The following is a 16,999-nucleotide window of genomic DNA, read 5'->3' as shown; positions in this document are numbered from 1 at the left end:
CGCGGCATGATGGTGAGGTCTGGTTGTTTTTTGGCGAAAGTAATTATACCAAATCATCATGCTGTCTAATAATCCCTCACAAAACATCAACACGCCCTATTGATCATGTATAATCTGTCTATTTGGAGAACATTCAAATGGCAAAGATTGATGTAACCTGCTTCGCTTATTGTGCTTTTAAAGGGAGCCATCGCAATGGGCGCTCACGTTCTGGTCATCAACGTTATCTTTGCCAATCCTGCCGTCATTCCTGGCAACTTGAGTTCACTTATGCCGCATGTCGTCCCGGAACCCATAAGCAAATCGTCGATATGGCCATGAATGGCATGGGGTGTCGATCGACAGCACAGGTGATGGGGATTGGCCTAAATACCGTGCTTCGCCACTTAAAAAGCCCAGACCCAAATCGGTAACAGAAGCCATTGTGCCCGACCCCGAAGTGATTATCTGCTGTGAAAGGGATGAACAATGGTCGTACGTGAAGTCAAAGAAGCAGCCGCGCTGGCTCTTTTACGCGTTTTAAATAATCATGCAATTTACTCCCTGTGAAAAAATGGCGTTGGAATGGGCTAAGGTGCTGATTCACATTGTAAAGACACACGCAGATGATAATGCTTATAGATATTGTAATCACATATAATTTGTTAATATATTTATAATTTTATTTTATTCTCTTACACATTAACCAATAAATTATTAATCCCCCCAATACTACAAAAGCCATTATTAATGGAGTTTGCTTGGCAAGGCTGGATTCTAGTATCGTACCAAAACAGAGATATCCAACAGGCACAGGAAGGAATCGTGTAGAAGAGAATAACGTCATTATTCTGCCAAACAAATTTTCTGGTACTTGACGTTGAATCAGAGTGATTTCGACGGGAGCAGAAAAACCAATGCAAAAGCCAATAGCGAAAAGTTGGATGAACAAAGCATATTGTCCGTTAAATAGATCCAAAGATATCAGGCATAACACAAATAAACTGTAGCTGGTAATAATAATGCGGTTGCTGGAAAAATATTTGCCGTAAATACCATAGAGTAGTGAAGAGAGAGTTGTTCCTATGCCGAAGCTAGTCATTGAGATACCGAGGTTTAAAACAGAATTAAATTCATGTTTATTCACATATGGTAAATAGACGATTAGGAATGGTGTGATCACAAAATTCACTGTTGCACTAATGAGAAGTACGGCGAAAAGTTCTTTCTCAGATGTAATGTATCTGAGTGCTTCAAGGAAATAATGGTGTGGTAGTGAGAGAATTTCAGTCACTTCATTGATATTAGCGATAAAATGTTTTTTCAGAAGAATCAGTCCTAATGCAACGGCTAAAAAGCTCACCGCATCGAAATACAGGGCATTGATCGCACCGAGCATGGCAATAATCAATGAACCAACAATGGGACCGATCAGATCACAAATATTCTCAACCGTACTATTGATCCCATTGATTAATTCATGTTCGCTTTTATTCTGTTTGATCTCCTTTGCCAGCATGACGTCTTTCGCCAAACGTCCAGGAGAATCCAAAATGGTGGAGAATATCAGTAAGACAGCCAACAGGTAAAAATGCAGGATATCCATGGTATAAAACACAGGGATTAGTAACACACTGAGAAAATTGACTAAATCAGATAATAAGGAAATGCGATATGCCCCATATTTATCCACCAATTGGGCGCTAAAGAAAATGGAAAAGAGCAGAGGGAGGATTTTTGCCGACATTACGGCAGCAACTAATAGTGGGCTGCCTGATATTTCCAAAATCAGCCATGGAATGGCGATTTCAGTAATGGCATTTCCTAGAATAGAAACGCCATTGAATGCCAGTAATCCGCTAATTTGAAAAGGTATGCGTTTGGTCATGATGGCATAGGCTTACAGTTCCCCTGGCCTGCGTGGGGGGTTGCGGCCTGTGAAGTTAGTTGTAGCACTGCGGATCTCTTGCCCAAAAATATCAACACGCGCCTGGAATGGTGGGAATGGTAAGGTGATATCATTTTTGCGGAATTCCTGCAAAATATGTTGATGCACTTCATGACGAGCAGGCATACGATGTCCCATCTCTGCGGCATAGGCACGTAGTTCATAAATCTGAATGCCTTGTTGCAAATCCACTAAATATACTTCCGGCGTCGGATTATCGAGAATAAGTGGCGAACTTTTGGCGGCAGACAGTAATATATCGGTGGCGTTTGCGGAGTCAACATCAGCCGGCACAGGGATTGTCAGGACGATACGAGTGATCGTGTCAGACAGTGACCAGTTGATGAATTGTTCTGTAATAAAGGCTCTATTGGGAACAATAATCTCTTTTCTATCCCAGTCGGACAAAGTTGTTGCCCGCGTATTGATTTTCGAGATGCTGCCTGTCAGGCCACGAATAGTCACGGTATCACCAATGCGGATCGGTTTTTCAAATAAGATAATCAGGCCGGAAATAATATTGGCGAAAATTTCTTGTAAGCCAAAACCAAGCCCAACCCCCATTGCGGCAATCAGCCATTGTAGTTTCGACCACTCAATTCCTACCAAAGAGAAACCCACCAGGCCGCCAATGAGAGTGATGCTGTATTTGGTCAGTGTTGTAATGGCATAACCTGTTCCTGGTGTCAGCTCTAAATGTTGTAACAGGGCGAGTTCCAGTAGAGCTGGCAAATTACGGACTAGTTGAGTAGTAATGACAATAACTAAGATTGCAATTAATACAGAGCCCAGGGTAATTGGCTGAACGCTATCAACACCGTTGATGGTTGTACTAACGTCCCAGAGTCGGATATTTTCAAGGAAAGAGAATGCTGAATGGAGTTCAGACCATAATAGGATAAGTGAAACTAGCGCTATCATTGTCAGGATTGAACGTACTAATCCTAACGATTGGGCACTGATGGCATCTAGATCGATGACTGGCTCTTCAACCTCAATTGAACCTTCTACACTACTATTAATATTGCCAGAATCTTCCTCACTTTTGGCGCGTTGGGCCAATATCTCTGCACGGCGTTGTTTTGCCCGCTCAAAAGCTATCTTGCGACGTTGGATCAGCATCCATCGACGTACAATGTGATAAACGACCAATAGGAAGAACCAGATAGCGACAGAGGTTTCCAGACGACCTAATAGTGCCTGTGAGGTTTGCAGATAACCAAGGATCGAAGCGAGTGCCGCTAAAATTGGGGCCGAGAGCAGTATCCACCATAGAACAGAACTAACAATGTTCTCTCCTGAACCATGTTTGTCCATATAGAGTGGAATGCCGGCACGTTTTAAGCTGCTGGTTACCAAGCTAAGCGAGATACAGAGCATGATGAAGCATAACCTGCCGAGGGTTGCAATAAAATCTTGGTCTTTGTAATGATTAAAAGTGATCAATGCCATCATGAGAGGCACGATCAGGAAAATGGAAAGGCGATAGAAACGCATCGCTCGCTTGATGCGTTCTTCCGGCCAGCGAAAATGGGCGATAAATAAGCCATTTGGATGGGCAAAGGCTGCGCTGAGCATAAAGACCCACAGAACGGGCGTGGTTTCACGTACACCGTTGCCTATTGCGGTAGCCATTGGATACTGCCATGCATTTTGCAATCCATAACCAATAGCTGACCAAAGCATTGGTAACGGTAAGGCTGCGACGACAGACCAAAAAACTGTGCGCACAGTTAGAGAGAAATGATCTTGGGTCACTTTACCGATGCGATTGCTCGAACGCTCAAGAAAAGCATGATATTGGCGGTGTGAGCTAATACTAAAAATGACCAATAATAAAGTACCCAGTAAATAAAGCAGGGTATCTTGCTTGGTCAACATGCTGTGAATGGCGGCAACCAACTGAGAGAATGTATCCAGAGATAACAGACGCGTCAGATTTTGCACCACCTGCAATGGATAATTGAGCGATATAGGATTGACATCCGCTACCCAGAACAGATAGCGGTGGGTAGCATCTTGAACTTCTTTCAGGGCATCATTTAATTTGTTGGTGATTACCTTGAATTGTGTCTGTTCCAGTATCTCATTGTCATATCCTGATAGCAGGGAATTTAATAGCTCTTTCCTGGTGCGGATAAGTGACTCGTAGACCTTTTTTTGCTCTGGAGTCAGAGTGTGATATGAGGGTAATGTCTGCTCAAGAGGCTGTTGTAGAAGTTCGAGCATTTCCTCATATTTCAATCTTTCGACCCGCAATTCCACAATATCCCTGTCAATTTGCTGGGATTTTGACATATCGGGTATATGGGTGACTCTCGCTCTCAAGGTTTCGCCAAGTGCAGTTGAATCGTTTAGCCATTGTGCTTGTTCACGGATAGTATTGAGCGTTTGGAGAACAAAAAGAATTTCGCTATTGGCCTTACGCTGCTTTGAACCGATGGCTTCCATTCTTTGGGCTTGTTGATTGAGCATGTGCGACAACTGGCGATTTTTCTGGAGTTCATCTTGCAAAAACTGTGGCAGTTTTTCTCCACTTTGCTCTGCCAGCATTTCTGTATACTCCAGTGCGGATTCCGTTTTCTGCTGGCGTTGGGTATTTAACTGGCTGCGTAATTGCTGGAGTTTAAAATCCTGTCGTTGATAGCGTTTTTTGTATAATTCTGCGCGTATGCGCGCAATCTCCTGACGATTATTGACAGAAAGTTGAGCCATCTCCAGTTCATCAGCCGTAGCTTTACGGGCATTGACTTCTGCTTGCGCCAGCGCTAATTGCGCTTTGGCCAGAGGCGTGGAAGGTGAGTTCAGAGATTGGAGCCGAGAAGCCGCCTCAGCTAGCAAGCGCTTTGCCTCAGCCTGTTGTTGGGGCAACTGACTCATGGAGTCACTGATTTCTCGGAGCTTATCCTGTTCGTACTGTAATTGGCGTCCTTGTTCCTGCAATTCGTTATTTATCTGGATAATTTGCTGTTCTAAATTGTTGATAGTCTGATTGGCCGGAATGGGAGTAACAGCATTGTTTTCAGCAAGGATTTTCTGGCGTAGTTCTTTGATGATTGTAGGGAATTCATCAATTGCTTGTCGATACTTCTGGATACGCTCGTTGGCGGATTTTACATCATTAATCCAATTTATTGCCCCTTGAAGCGCGTGTGCGATTTCAGAATCTTGTGAGCTTTTATTGCCTCCAACTTGTTTCAGCTCTTGTTTCAGTTGGGTTTCATCCAACTGGGGCACGGAAGCAAAAGCAGGGTTCGCAATTAAGAGGCTGAGAAGTAAACTGATAATCAGGCGCACAATAAGGGGCTCCTTAGTTATAAATTAGCTGATGATATCTTTAATTCATTGATTCATCGTTATTTACTGCAAATTCTTCTGATGTGACAGCCTGCGCCATCATGGCTCCCATACGGGTTTGCGAACCACTGTATAAGTTGTTGGCAAAATTAATTTGATTGGCAGCAAACAAGTTGATCACTGTTGAACCCAGCTTGAAGCGTCCCATTTCCTCTCCTTTTTTGAGGGAGATGACGCCTTCTTGACCTTCTGTAGGGTAAGTCCAGCGCTTGATGATGCCTTCACGCGGAGGTGTGACACAGCCACTCCAGACAGTTTCAATACTGCCAACAATGGTCGCACCAACCAAAATTTGCACCATGGGGCCGAACGCCGTCTCAAATAAACAGATGACGCGTTCATTACGCGCAAATAAGTTTGGCACATTGGCTGCCGTCAATGGGTTTACTGAGAACAGATCACCAGGGATGTAGATCATCTCTTTGAGCACGCCATCGCATGGCATGTGGACACGATGGTAATCCTTTGGCGATAAGTAAGTCGTGATAAATTGACCATTACGGAACTGTTCGGCCAGTTGATACTGTCCTGCCAGTAAGGCTTCTATAGTGTAATAGTGGCCTTTGGCCTGAATAATCTGATCTTCGCGGATTGCCCCAAGTTGGCTTACGGTGCCGTCTGCTGGCAGAGCCAATTGGTCGGCTTCATTGGCGATAGGGCGAATGTCTTCCTTAAGGGGGCGGACAAAAAATTCATTGAATGTTGAATAAGCAGTGAATGAAGGATCTTTTGCCTCATTCATATCCACTTTATAGGCCTTAGCGAAAGCCTTAATTGCAAGCTGTGTCAGCCAGCCAGCCTTTTTATTGGCAAACCAACCTGCCAGATTCGTAATACATTGTTTTGGCAGTAAATATTGTAGACTGATTTTAAAATTATCCAGCACGTCAACCTCTTGGATCTTTTCTTGGTAAATTGGACAAAAGTCGGCTATTGTACCTGCCATTATTTTTTAATGTCAGGGTATCGTTAATTATTGTCTTATTTTTGAGCGTCTGTGAAATTTCGGCGTGGTTTAACCTGTGCCATGCTTTCCAGAATCCGGTGGTAATTTTCGAAACGTTCTTGTGCAATGGTGCCTTGTTCCGACGCCTCCCGTAAGGCACATCCAGGATCATCCAGATGTTTGCAATCACGGAACTTGCATCCTCCCAGATATTCGCGGAATTCGACAAAACCTTGTGTAACCTGTTCTGGCGTTAGATGCCACAATCCAAACTCACGGACACCTGGAGAGTCGATCACATCTCCCCCCAATGGGAAATGGTAAAGGCGTGCGGTGGTGGTGGTATGTTGACCAAGGCCTGAGTTATCTGAGACATTATTGACCAGAATATCTTCTTTAATGTCAGGCAATAGGGTATTGAGCAAGCTGGATTTCCCGACGCCAGATTGGCCTGCAAAGATACTGATTTTGTTAGCCAGCAGAGCGGTTAGTTCAGGGATACCCTCTCCGGTATAACTGGAAACTTCCAGTACGCGATAGCCGATATGGCGATAGATATCCATGACATCGTTAACCCACTCACGGCTTTCAGCATCTAACAGATCGATTTTATTGAGTACGATCAGAGGCTCGATATTGAGTGTTTCGCATGCGACTAAATAGCGATCGATAATATTCAGCGAGAGTTCAGGCAAGATAGCGGAAACTATCACGATTTGGTTGATATTTGATGCAATGGGTTTGATGCCATCATAGTAGTCAGGACGAGTAAGAACGGAAGTGCGCTCATGAACCGCTTCTACGATACCATTAACTTTGACATCAGACTGAAGTTGCAGTGCGGGGCGCCATACAACGCGATCACCAGTGACCAATGAGTGTATTGTCCTACGGATATTGCAACGCTGTATAGAAGAATCTGCTGCTTCAATATCGGCATGTTGCCCGAATCGGCTGATCACTAGCCCTTCTTGTGGCTCACCAAACTGGCTGTCATCCATTTCTAGTTTTTGGCCATCAGTCTTACTCAGCTTGCGCTGATGATTGGCTTGCACACGGCGTTGTTGCCCTTTGGAGAGTTTATTTTTAGCCACCGAACCTCACTTATTTTTTTGTTTATTTTTCATTTATCTTGCTGGTCATCGCTGTGAGTAATCAAAAACGTTATGATACCTCACGGATACAGACTACCTCTTTTGAAGGAAACTAGGATATATCATGTCAAAAAGTGAGAACAATCTTATCTGGATAGATTTAGAGATGACTGGGTTAGATCCCGAGCGTGATCGCATAATTGAAATTGCGACTATTGTCACCGATTCGGAATTGAATATCCTTGCAGAAGGGCCTGTGATTGCGGTTCACCAGCCGGATGCGCAATTGGCATTGATGGATGATTGGAATGTACGGACGCATACTGCCAGTGGATTGGTAGAACGTGTAAAGAAGAGTCAGTTTGATGATGAGCAAGCTGAAAAAGCAACCATTGCTTTTCTGGAACAATGGGTGCCGGCAGGAAAATCACCCATTTGTGGCAATAGCGTGGGGCAGGATCGTCGTTTCCTGTTTCGTTATATGCCAGAGTTGGAAAAGTATTTTCACTATCGTTATTTGGATGTCAGTACGCTTAAAGAATTGGCTCGTCGTTGGAAGCCTGAGATGTTGTCAGGGTTCAGCAAAAAAAATACCCATCAGGCATTGGATGATATTCGGGAATCTATTGCTGAATTGGTATATTACCGTGAGCACTTTATCCAGAAGTAACACATTATTCCAAAAGAAAGAGCGAGATTTGGTATAAGGTTTGTATGTAAATTAATCTCTGTGTTGATGGTTAAGCGGATTTTTTGCTGGTTTAATCATCAATCGGAGAAAAAATACAATTTTTTGGGTTGTGGGACTTGTCAGAGGAATAATTTCTCGTATAATGCGCTCCCCGTACCGATGAAGAATTTCAACAGTACGACATACCAGAATATATGCGGGAATAGCTCAGTTGGTAGAGCACGACCTTGCCAAGGTCGGGGTCGCGAGTTCGAGTCTCGTTTCCCGCTCCAAATTAAAATTTATTCGGGTATATCAAGTCAGGCTTAATACAAGCCATACAAGATGCGGGAATAGCTCAGTTGGTAGAGCACAACCTTGCCAAGGTTGGGGTCGCGAGTTCGAGTCTCGTTTCCCGCTCCAAATTCAGGACTGTAGATGTGATAGAAGTCTGCAAGTCATAGAAAAAAGAGCCTTATGGCTCTTTTTTCATTATAAAATCATAGATTACCAACTTATCTTTATAACGATTTCAACAACTCTTCCTTGCTTTCCAACATGCGTCTCATCGCCTTTTGCTTCACATGACCAAAACCACGTACCTGATTAGGTAGCTCAGCAATTTGCAAGCAAGTTGCCAAATTATTGCGTTCCATTTTTTCAATTAAAAAATCAATTAATCGCTCATATTCAAGCAGCAAATTTCTTTCCTGTTTACGCTCTTCCTGATAGCCAAAAATATCAAAAACAGTGCCACGCAGTGACTTACATGCGGCAAGAAAACGGAATACAGGAATGATCCATGAACCATATTCCCTTTTTCCGCGTTGACCTGTACGGGGATCTTTGAGATTGAAGAGAGGAAGGCTAAGGTGAAAGCGAATGGTATCTGTATTATCAAATTGTGAGCGGAGCTTATCGAAAAAACCGGTTTTGACGTAGAGTCGGGCAACTTCATATTCATCTTTGTATGCCATTAACTTGAATAAGTTTTCAGCAATGGATTTAGTAATTTCTTCTGCATCGATCTGCTGAGCCACCATTTGAACCTGGGCAATACGGCTGAGATAACGCATCGCATATCTTTCATTTTGATAATCAACCAGAAATTGATACCGATGCATAATGAGATCATCCAGGCTTTTTATATTTTCTTGCGGAGCAATATTGAGATGTTTTTGCAAAATATCGGGTTGTTCTGCCGCGATGCGGCCTATACAGAAAGCGCGTCTGGCATTATCTGCTGAGGCTCCCAGTTCTTGCATCGCATTGTCGATGGCAGATAATGTGATTGGGAGCTTGCCGAGCTGCCAGGCATAACCCATTAATATGATATTTGTTTGGTCTCTGTCACCAACTAGATGAGCAGCCATTATTTCTGCATCAATGGAGAGTAATGTCTGTGTGTGTTGATTTAGAATGTCTAGCATTTTGGAGTGATCCAAATCCAGCACAGGGGAGCGGAGCATAGTGCCGATTTGGGTTTCATGAGTGTTCAATATGCATTTTGTTGATCCTCTAGACATCACTTCCAGTGAGTTTTGCCCTGTTGCAGCCACTAAATCAGCGGCGATAACCAGATTAGCGCGTCCGCGATCAATCCTGACTTGATGCAGTTTATCCTTGTCATGGCATAACCGAACATGGGTTATGGCTTCCCCTCCTTTTTGAGCAAATCCGGTAAAATTGAGCAGACTGACAAAGCAGCTATCTAAGTGTGCGGCATTTGCAAGTAGATGCCCTGCGGTGATGATACCTGTACCGCCGATACCGACTAACAGGATTTCATAAGGTGTTTCGGCAGAAGCCAGTGTTGGCTGCGGTAGTTGATGGATAATTGTATCTAACTCAGCCTGTGAGATGATCTTACTGAGATCTGCGCGTGGGTTGGCATTTTCGACAGTGATAAAGCTGGGGCAGAATCCTTTCAGGCAGGACAGATCTGAGTTACAAACGTGTTGGTCGATCTTGCGTTTAGTGCCTAAAGGCGTTTTGACTGGAATTACAGCAAGGCAATTTGATTGTATTTGACAGTCACCACATCCCTCACAAACCAATTCATTGATAACAGCACGGCGCGTTACTTTTGGCGCCAAGCCACGTTTTCTTTTACGACGTAGTTCTGTGGCACAGGTTTGATCGTAGATGAGTACCGTTACGCCAATGATATCCCTAAGATGTTTTTGTACATTTTCCAGGTAATCTCGCCCATAGAGTTTCACGTTGGCAGGAAGGCTATTTTTATCTTTGTATTTATCCATGTCATCAGTCACGACAACCACTTCTTTCACCCCTTCTGCAAGCATTAAAGAAACAACTTGCGATATAGTGACATTTCCATCCAGCGGCTGCCCGCCTGTCATCGCCACAGCATCATTGAACAGTAACTTGTAAGTAATGTGGCTCCCAGCGGCGACTGATTGGCGAATGGCTAAGTGACCAGAATGGAAATAGGTGCCATCTCCCAGATTTTGAAAGACATGGGAGCGATTTACAAACGGGGCATGCCCTATCCAGTCGATACCTTCTCCACCCATTGGCACGAGGCCGTTTCCGGTATTGCGATCCATCCACGCGGCCATGACATGACATCCAATACCAATTTGGGCTTGGCTGCCATCTGGCAAGCGAGTTGAAGTGCTATGGGGGCATCCGGCGCAGAAATAAGGTGTACGTTTGGGTAACGTTGCATCGTGCTGAATGGTAGTCATTGCCCATTCTGGTGGCACAGGAAGAAATAAGTTGAATTGTTGTAACCATCCAGAAAGTGGGGCAGCAACCCGTGAAGGGCGTAGTTCAACGTCAGCGGGTAACAATTTCTGACCAAGATGGTTATGCTTACCTACCATGTTGGTCATTTTCTGGAATCTAACCAACTGATGAGCCAGCAGCATCTCAACAATGGCTGCTTTTTCTTCAATAACAAAAATATGACCGACTTGGGTAGCAAGCTCGCTGAGAAGCGGTGATAAAGGATAAACCAAACGGACATGAAGAAAAGCGACGCCTTGTTGGGCTAGTTCAGAAGGCGTTAGCCCCCCAACCCGCAGAGCTTCCATAACATCCTTATGGGCTTTGCCAACCGTTACCAATAAAGCATGTGGATGTTCGCAGGGGGCGAGCAGGTAATCAATAGGGTTAAGTTTAGCGAACTCTTCGACGGCTTTCAGTTTATAGGTCAGGCGCTTTTCAATTTGTGGACCAGGGAGATCAGGCCAGCGCCAATGCAGCCCATCGGGGCCAGGATCAACTTGGGGAAATTTATAATCAGGGAATGGTTTGCTTTCTCTAATGGTACCACTTTCCACGACTTCACTGATTGCTTTAAAGCCAAACCATGTACCGCTAACACGTGATGCCGCCCAGCCCCATAAACCAACGTCGAGATAATCGGCAACTGATGCTGGGTGCAAAACAGGCATACTCCATGCCATCATCGTAAGATCAGATTGGTGGGACATGGAAGAAGAGACACAACCGTGATCGTCTCCGACGATAACCAGAACACCACCGTGGGGAGAGGAGCCGTAGGCATTACCATGTTTAAGTGCATCACCGGAACGGTCAACGCCTGGTCCTTTGCCGTACCACATACCAAAAACACCGTTAACCTGTCTGTCCGGATCTGTTTCGACTTTTTGTGTTCCTATCAGTGCATCGGCTGCGAGATCTTCATTGACGGCAGGTTGAAAGCGAATGTTGGCCTGGATAAGTTCTTTGCTGTGTTGCCATAGTATTTGATCTAAGCGGGCTAAAGGAGAGCCACGATACCCTGAAACGAACCCCGCTGTGTTGAGATTGTGGGTTTCATCCAACTCAGCTTGAGCGAGTAGAAGGTCAACCAGCGCCTCTGTGCCCGTGACAAATTTAGATTGATAATATCGAGCCATGTTCCTGACCCTCTCTCAAGAGAATAATTATCTAAGTAATAACGAAAATTGTTGCTAATCTATTTCCACAAAATCGTTAGGACAAGCATAAATCTTATTAGATGTTAGCTAATTGTTTATTTAATGTTAACTCTATGCTGTTTGGTATTCCAGATAACTGTTGGGGTTATGGCATAGATTTTGTGCCAAACTGGAGGAGAGTGTTTTTTGAGCGTTTAACGCGGCAGTAAATGCAAAGGACTTGCCATCTTATCTGGACACGGTCATAATGGCGCCCATTCCTGATATGCATGTTCTAAGAATTACCTATAACTCATGAGGTTAGCAGGTGTTCAAAATCAGTATTCGGGTATCTCAAGCTAATAATTAGCTGTCAGCGACGCGGGAATAGCTCAGTTGGTAGAGCACAACCTTGCCAAGGTTGGGGTCGCGAGTTCGAGTCTCGTTTCCCGCTCCAAATTTCTCCATACTATTATTTTCCTTCCATAAGAATATTTACGTTTGTAATTATACTCTATCTATTTAATATTGATTAATAAATCTTGGTATATCAACCACATAGAATGGTAGACTATTTTTGCTCCCTATAAAAATGACAACAATAATTAATTCAAAGGGAGTAAACTGTCTTCTTTTTGCCAACACGACACCACCCAGTCCATTAATACTGATATTCGATGGAGAACGTAGTGGCTTTTCATTCTTAGCAAATGAACAGGTAATACAGGTAGTTGCCAGTCAGGTAGCAATCTGATTAGTTTTCCACTGTAAATGGCTTCATTGAACAGCCAAGCAGGGCCAGCATGAATTCCTGCTCCATGGCACACAGATTGGTAAATTGCACCGACATTATTCAGATAAAAACTACCGGATAGTTCTACTTGTTCGACCTCATGATTGCGGGAGAGTTGTAGACGAGTAGGGGAGATATGTTGGTGAAGCGAATAAATAATCGACTTATGATAACTCAAATCTTGTGGATGCTCTGGTGTACCATGTTTCAGCAGATATTCAGGGCTAGCGCATAATATCCCAAACATGTTGCCCAATTTTTTGGCGACCAGAGCAGAAGAAGGTAACTCTCCTATACGTATAGCCAGATCAATGCCTTCTTGCCGGAGATCCAAACACTGGTCTGAAAGGATTAAGTTGAATGTTATATCAGGGTGTTGAAGCTGGAAAAGTGTTAGCCATTGCGTGACATAACGCTCTCCGAAATTTACAGGAGCGGTTATATTTATTTTACCTGCCAATGACTTATTGCTGATGTTATTCAATATTCCATCCATTTCATTCAGCAAGGGTTGCATCTGTTCATATGCCAAAGTTCCAGCAGTTGTCAGGCTAAGTTTTCTGGTTGAACGATTAATTAATTGAACCTTGAGTTGATGCTCAAGGGCAGCTAAGCGTCGGCTGGCAACAGAGGGATCTAATTGTAAGTCTTTTGCTGCCTTAACTATGGCGGGAGGAAATGCCTCACTGGCCCAAGAGTTTGAGGGGAGAGCCAGAACAAAAGCTTTCGGACTACTGGGAACAGCTTTTGGTGTTGGATTGGCATTTGGACCTGTAATCTCAGGGGCTTTAGTCGAAACATTAGGCTGGCGTTCTGTTTTTCTATTGGGGGCTTTGTTTGGTGGTATTGCACTGATAATCGGTGGTATTCATATGCGAGACTCGCGTGATCCCGATGCAGCTAAACTCGATATTAAAGGACTACTTAGTTTTACGGCATTTCTCGTGCTACTGACATTTGGCATTATGCAAATTCCGCAAAGTGGTACCAGCAGTCTCCCAGTTATCCTGCTGCTCGGTGCTGCGGTGCTTATGCTAGTTGTTTTCATTGTCTGTGAGCTAACTCATGTTCGCCCAATGTTAGATCTCTCCCTTTTCCGATTCAAAAAGTTTGTTGGAGTTCAATTTTTGCCTCTGGCAACCGCAGTCTGCTTTATTGTTTTACTGATACTGTTTCCGATTCGTCTGATTGGTATTGAAGGTTACAGTGCAATCGAAGCAGGAGAAATGATGGTTGCATTGTCAGCTCCAATGCTCTTTGTTCCTTTTCTGGCTGCATTACTCACCCGTTGGATTTCACCACCAATACTCTCTTGCATGGGCTTGCTATGTGCAGCCGTTGGGTTAATGTGGTTAGCAAATATGCCTGTGGGAACCGAGCCGACAATGTTAATGTTGCCATTATTACTGATTGGGATTGGTACGGGTTTTCCTTGGGGATTAATGGATGATCTTTCGATCCGAGTTGTTCCGATTGAACGGGCAGGAATGGCGACAGGTATTTTCACCACTATGCGGGCTTGTGGTGAGGCAATATGTGTTGCGGGAGCTTTGGCAATGCTAAATTTCCTTTTGCATATGGATTTACGACAAGTTTCACAACAGTCTTCGGGTGTCATTTCGACTGCGGCAAATAATTTGACAACAGGGAATTTTGAGAGTGCTAAAGGATTATTTGTCGGATTATTAGAGCAGGATCTGATGACCATTTATAGCGGTGCTTTCAGTATTCTGATTTATACCTTGATGGTAATAACATTATTGGCTGCTGCTATCTGTTTTTTTACCTTGAGAAATGGTCAAATCGCTGTACGTTCTAATTAATACAAGAGTAATAAAGTGTTTGATAAGAACTTAGCCTGGAGGTGTTATCATGCAGATGAATTTGGTTCCATCAGTAGCTCATTCATATTATGCTCCAAAACTTATTTCTATGAAAAAAGAGACCTTTTGGCTTACTGAAATAAAAACTAAAGGACGGACTGAAGAAGAAATTAAGAAAGATATAATTAATCTTTCTTATCTATTCCATGAGCAAGAACCTCGTACTGGTGAAGCAACTCAATTTAAGACTATTGTTAGCGTATGGGATGATATTTCTTCTGAAGAAGATATTGCTCGTTTGCATTATGAAATGAAACCTACATTTCTACGTGCTGGATTAATGTTGGGAGAGTTTTTTAGTTCTTGCGAAAAAAGAGGATTACGGAATTCAAACTTTTATCCTTTACGTTCACCTATACCATTATTAGTTGTTAGGGAAATGTTAGAATTTGATGTGGTATTTCTTTCTGATTCAATAGAGTATGTCAAAGAATATATTCATAAATATGGTGATCGTGGTTTGAACGCTATAAAACATATGTTGAATCAAAATAAAAAAATCGGTCTTAATGATGAGCAAGTGGCAGTTCTGAAATCATATTTAATGTATCAATAGTAGTATTTTAATAATAATCATTATTTGAAGGAAACAATTATGTCGAGATCTATCCCAGAGCCTTGGCGTATTAAAATGGTTGAACCAATAAGAATGACAACCAAAGCTCAACGTAAAAATGCATTGATAGAAGCGGGGTTGAATCCATTTATCTTAAAATCAGAAGATGTATTTATTGATCTACTTACCGATAGCGGAACAGGTGCTATGAGCGATCGGCAATGGGCCAATATGCTTTTAGGTGATGAATCTTATGCCGGCAGTAAGAGTTATTATCTATTATCAAAGACTGTTGAGGAAATATTTGATTTCCAATATACAATCCCTGTGCATCAAGGCCGAGGAGCGGAACAAATACTATTTCCATTACTTGTGGAATTAGCGAAAGAAAAAGGTGTTTCTGAGCCTATATTTTTATCTAATCACCATTTTGATACAACAAAAGCCCATGTAGAGATGGCAGGGGCCAGAGCTAAGAACCTCATTTGTGCCTCTTCTTTACAAACAGAAATTACAAATGATTGGAAAGGTAATTTTGATTTAAGTAAATTATCCAATGAAATTAAATATAATCGGAAGAATATTGTTGCCATTATTATTACAATTACGTGTAATAGTGTGGGTGGGCAACCAGTTTCTATGGATAATATTCGCTCTGCTGCTAGAATGGCTCGTGATTCTGGTATTCCTGTTATTATTGACGCTGCTCGATTTGCAGAAAATGCCTATTTTATTAAGCAAAGAGATAGTAATTTTTCTCACGAAACCATATCTAAGATAGTTAAAAAAATATTTAGTGAAGCGGATATATTCACTATGTCTGCAAAGAAAGATGGTATGGTGAATATTGGTGGCTTATGTTGCTTCCGTAATAATGAATCTTTATTTAGACAAGTTCAGCTAAGGTGTGTCCCGATGGAGGGATTCGTAACATACGGAGGGTTGGCAGGGCGTGATATGGCAGCAATGGCTATTGGGTTACAGGAAGCATTGGATGAAGATCATTTACGCAGTCGAATAGCTCAAGTTGAATATCTGGGACATAAATTACAACAATCAGGTATTCCTATCCAAACACCTGTTGGAGGGCATGCTGTATTTGTTGATGCGCGTAAAATATTTCCTGATATTAAACCGGAAAATTTCCCTGCTCAAGTTTTATGTAATGCCTTGTATTTAGAAAGCGGGGTCAGAGCTACCGAAATAGGTTCATTAATGATGGGAAGAGATCCCATTACAGGACAGCAGGAACCTTCATTATTTGAACTAATGAGATTAACCATTCCACGCCGAACTTATACTGATAATCATATGAATTATGTCGCTGACTCGCTTATTGATGTTGTTAAAAAAGCTGACATGTTAAAACCTCTTGAATTTGAATATGAACCCAAAATATTAAGACACTTTACCGCTCGTTTCAGGGAAATTGAACGTTGATGAGGAGCTAAGAGTGCAAAGTACAATGTATGTTGCATTGGGTGAAAACAGTGATGTTATACCAACATCAGCTCTCTATTTTCATCAAATGGCTTTAAACATACGGGATTTGCTGAGAGAAAAACAAGATGAACATAATAAATTAGGAACATATTCTCAAGAGCTGCATGAGTTGTTTTTGAAACAGAGATTTTACCGGTTATTGCAACCTAAAAGGTATGGTGGCTTTGAATTTTCTTTTTCTGAATATTATCGAATTATGCTGGCAATATCAGAAGGACATCCTTCCCTTGGTTGGAATTTGACTCTTGCGGCTTCACATGTTTTTTTAATTGCATCACATTATCCTGAGTTTGTTCAGGATGAACTTTTTAATGGTAATGAACAAATTATTGCAGCGCACAAGGCATTCACGATTAGTTGAGAATGTAAAAATTTCCTAG

11 protein-coding genes, 3 tRNA genes and 2 pseudogenes are annotated in these 16,999 nt (G+C 42.6%); 9 read left to right on the top strand and 7 right to left on the bottom strand.

Going from position 1 to position 16,999, the window contains the following annotated elements:
• Positions 1 to 137: 137 nt before the first annotated feature.
• Positions 138 to 520 (top strand): annotated as a pseudogene (locus Xentx_RS14930) (IS1 family transposase); the annotation flags it as partial.
• Positions 521 to 661: 141 nt separating this feature from the next.
• Here Xentx_RS14930 and Xentx_RS14920 read toward each other — a convergent pair.
• The 4 genes from Xentx_RS14920 to rsgA all read right to left on the bottom strand — a co-directional run bounded on the left by Xentx_RS14920 (position 662) and on the right by rsgA (position 7,324).
• Complete coding sequence (locus tag Xentx_RS14920; protein WP_074021105.1) at positions 662 to 1,867, bottom strand: MFS transporter; 1,206 nt, start codon at positions 1,865 to 1,867, stop codon at positions 662 to 664.
• A 12-nt stretch (positions 1,868 to 1,879) separates the two neighbouring features.
• Entirely contained in the window at positions 1,880 to 5,224 is a 3,345-nt protein-coding gene (gene mscM, locus Xentx_RS14915) for a miniconductance mechanosensitive channel MscM (RefSeq protein ID WP_074021103.1), read from the bottom strand.
• 40 nt (positions 5,225 to 5,264) lie between these two features.
• The gene (gene asd / locus Xentx_RS14910; RefSeq protein WP_074021109.1) at positions 5,265 to 6,170 is read right to left on the bottom strand and encodes an archaetidylserine decarboxylase; all 906 of its coding nucleotides are present in this window, start codon (positions 6,168 to 6,170) and stop codon (positions 5,265 to 5,267) included.
• 95 nt (positions 6,171 to 6,265) lie between these two features.
• Positions 6,266 to 7,324: a small ribosomal subunit biogenesis GTPase RsgA gene (gene rsgA / locus Xentx_RS14905; RefSeq protein ID WP_074021101.1), complete on the bottom strand. Its 1,059-nt coding sequence runs from the start codon at positions 7,322 to 7,324 to the stop codon at positions 6,266 to 6,268.
• Positions 7,325 to 7,448: 124 nt separating this feature from the next.
• Here rsgA and orn point away from each other — a divergent pair, with 124 nt between their 5' ends.
• From orn to Xentx_RS14885, 3 genes are all read left to right on the top strand, one after another.
• The gene (gene orn, locus Xentx_RS14900) at positions 7,449 to 7,994 is read left to right on the top strand and encodes an oligoribonuclease (protein WP_074021100.1); all 546 of its coding nucleotides are present in this window, start codon (positions 7,449 to 7,451) and stop codon (positions 7,992 to 7,994) included.
• 217 nt (positions 7,995 to 8,211) lie between these two features.
• Positions 8,212 to 8,287, top strand: a tRNA-Gly gene (locus Xentx_RS14890).
• A 54-nt stretch (positions 8,288 to 8,341) separates the two neighbouring features.
• Positions 8,342 to 8,417: transfer RNA gene (locus Xentx_RS14885), tRNA-Gly, on the top strand.
• A gap of 98 nt (positions 8,418 to 8,515) precedes the next feature.
• Here Xentx_RS14885 and Xentx_RS14880 read toward each other — a convergent pair.
• Entirely contained in the window at positions 8,516 to 11,884 is a 3,369-nt protein-coding gene (locus Xentx_RS14880; protein ID WP_074021098.1) for an indolepyruvate ferredoxin oxidoreductase family protein, read from the bottom strand.
• A gap of 381 nt (positions 11,885 to 12,265) precedes the next feature.
• Here Xentx_RS14880 and Xentx_RS14875 point away from each other — a divergent pair.
• A tRNA-Gly gene (locus tag Xentx_RS14875) sits at positions 12,266 to 12,341 on the top strand.
• Between the two features lie 148 nt (positions 12,342 to 12,489).
• Here Xentx_RS14875 and Xentx_RS14870 read toward each other — a convergent pair.
• Positions 12,490 to 13,209, bottom strand: coding sequence for a substrate binding domain-containing protein (locus tag Xentx_RS14870; RefSeq protein ID WP_244149877.1), 720 nt, complete (start codon positions 13,207 to 13,209; stop codon positions 12,490 to 12,492).
• Positions 13,210 to 13,272: 63 nt separating this feature from the next.
• Positions 13,273 to 13,344 (bottom strand): annotated as a pseudogene (locus Xentx_RS19620) (hypothetical protein); the annotation flags it as partial.
• Between Xentx_RS19620 and Xentx_RS14865 the strand changes: the two are divergent.
• Genes Xentx_RS14865 through Xentx_RS14850 form a run of 4 tightly spaced genes read left to right on the top strand, consistent with a single transcriptional unit; the run spans position 13,343 to position 16,980 of the window.
• Entirely contained in the window at positions 13,343 to 14,500 is a 1,158-nt protein-coding gene (locus Xentx_RS14865) for an MFS transporter (RefSeq protein WP_244149876.1), read from the top strand. The pseudogene Xentx_RS19620 and the gene Xentx_RS14865 sit on opposite strands and share 2 nt — an antisense overlap.
• Positions 14,501 to 14,549: 49 nt before the next feature.
• The gene (locus tag Xentx_RS14860; RefSeq protein WP_074021094.1) at positions 14,550 to 15,116 is read left to right on the top strand and encodes a DUF6875 domain-containing protein; all 567 of its coding nucleotides are present in this window, start codon (positions 14,550 to 14,552) and stop codon (positions 15,114 to 15,116) included.
• A 39-nt stretch (positions 15,117 to 15,155) separates the two neighbouring features.
• Positions 15,156 to 16,556 carry a tryptophanase gene (locus Xentx_RS14855; RefSeq protein WP_074021092.1) on the top strand — a complete coding sequence of 467 codons (1,401 nt, stop codon included), beginning with the start codon at positions 15,156 to 15,158 and terminating at the stop codon, positions 16,554 to 16,556.
• A gap of 13 nt (positions 16,557 to 16,569) precedes the next feature.
• The gene (locus tag Xentx_RS14850; RefSeq protein ID WP_244149875.1) at positions 16,570 to 16,980 is read left to right on the top strand and encodes an acyl-CoA dehydrogenase family protein; all 411 of its coding nucleotides are present in this window, start codon (positions 16,570 to 16,572) and stop codon (positions 16,978 to 16,980) included.
• The last annotated feature ends 19 nt before the right edge of the window (positions 16,981 to 16,999 follow it).

This window comes from Xenorhabdus thuongxuanensis, from assembly GCF_001908095.1.
Taxonomy (GTDB): Bacteria; Pseudomonadota; Gammaproteobacteria; order Enterobacterales; family Enterobacteriaceae; genus Xenorhabdus; species Xenorhabdus thuongxuanensis.
Note: the sequence above shows the minus strand (reverse complement) of the source record. Positions and strands in the feature narration are given on the sequence as shown.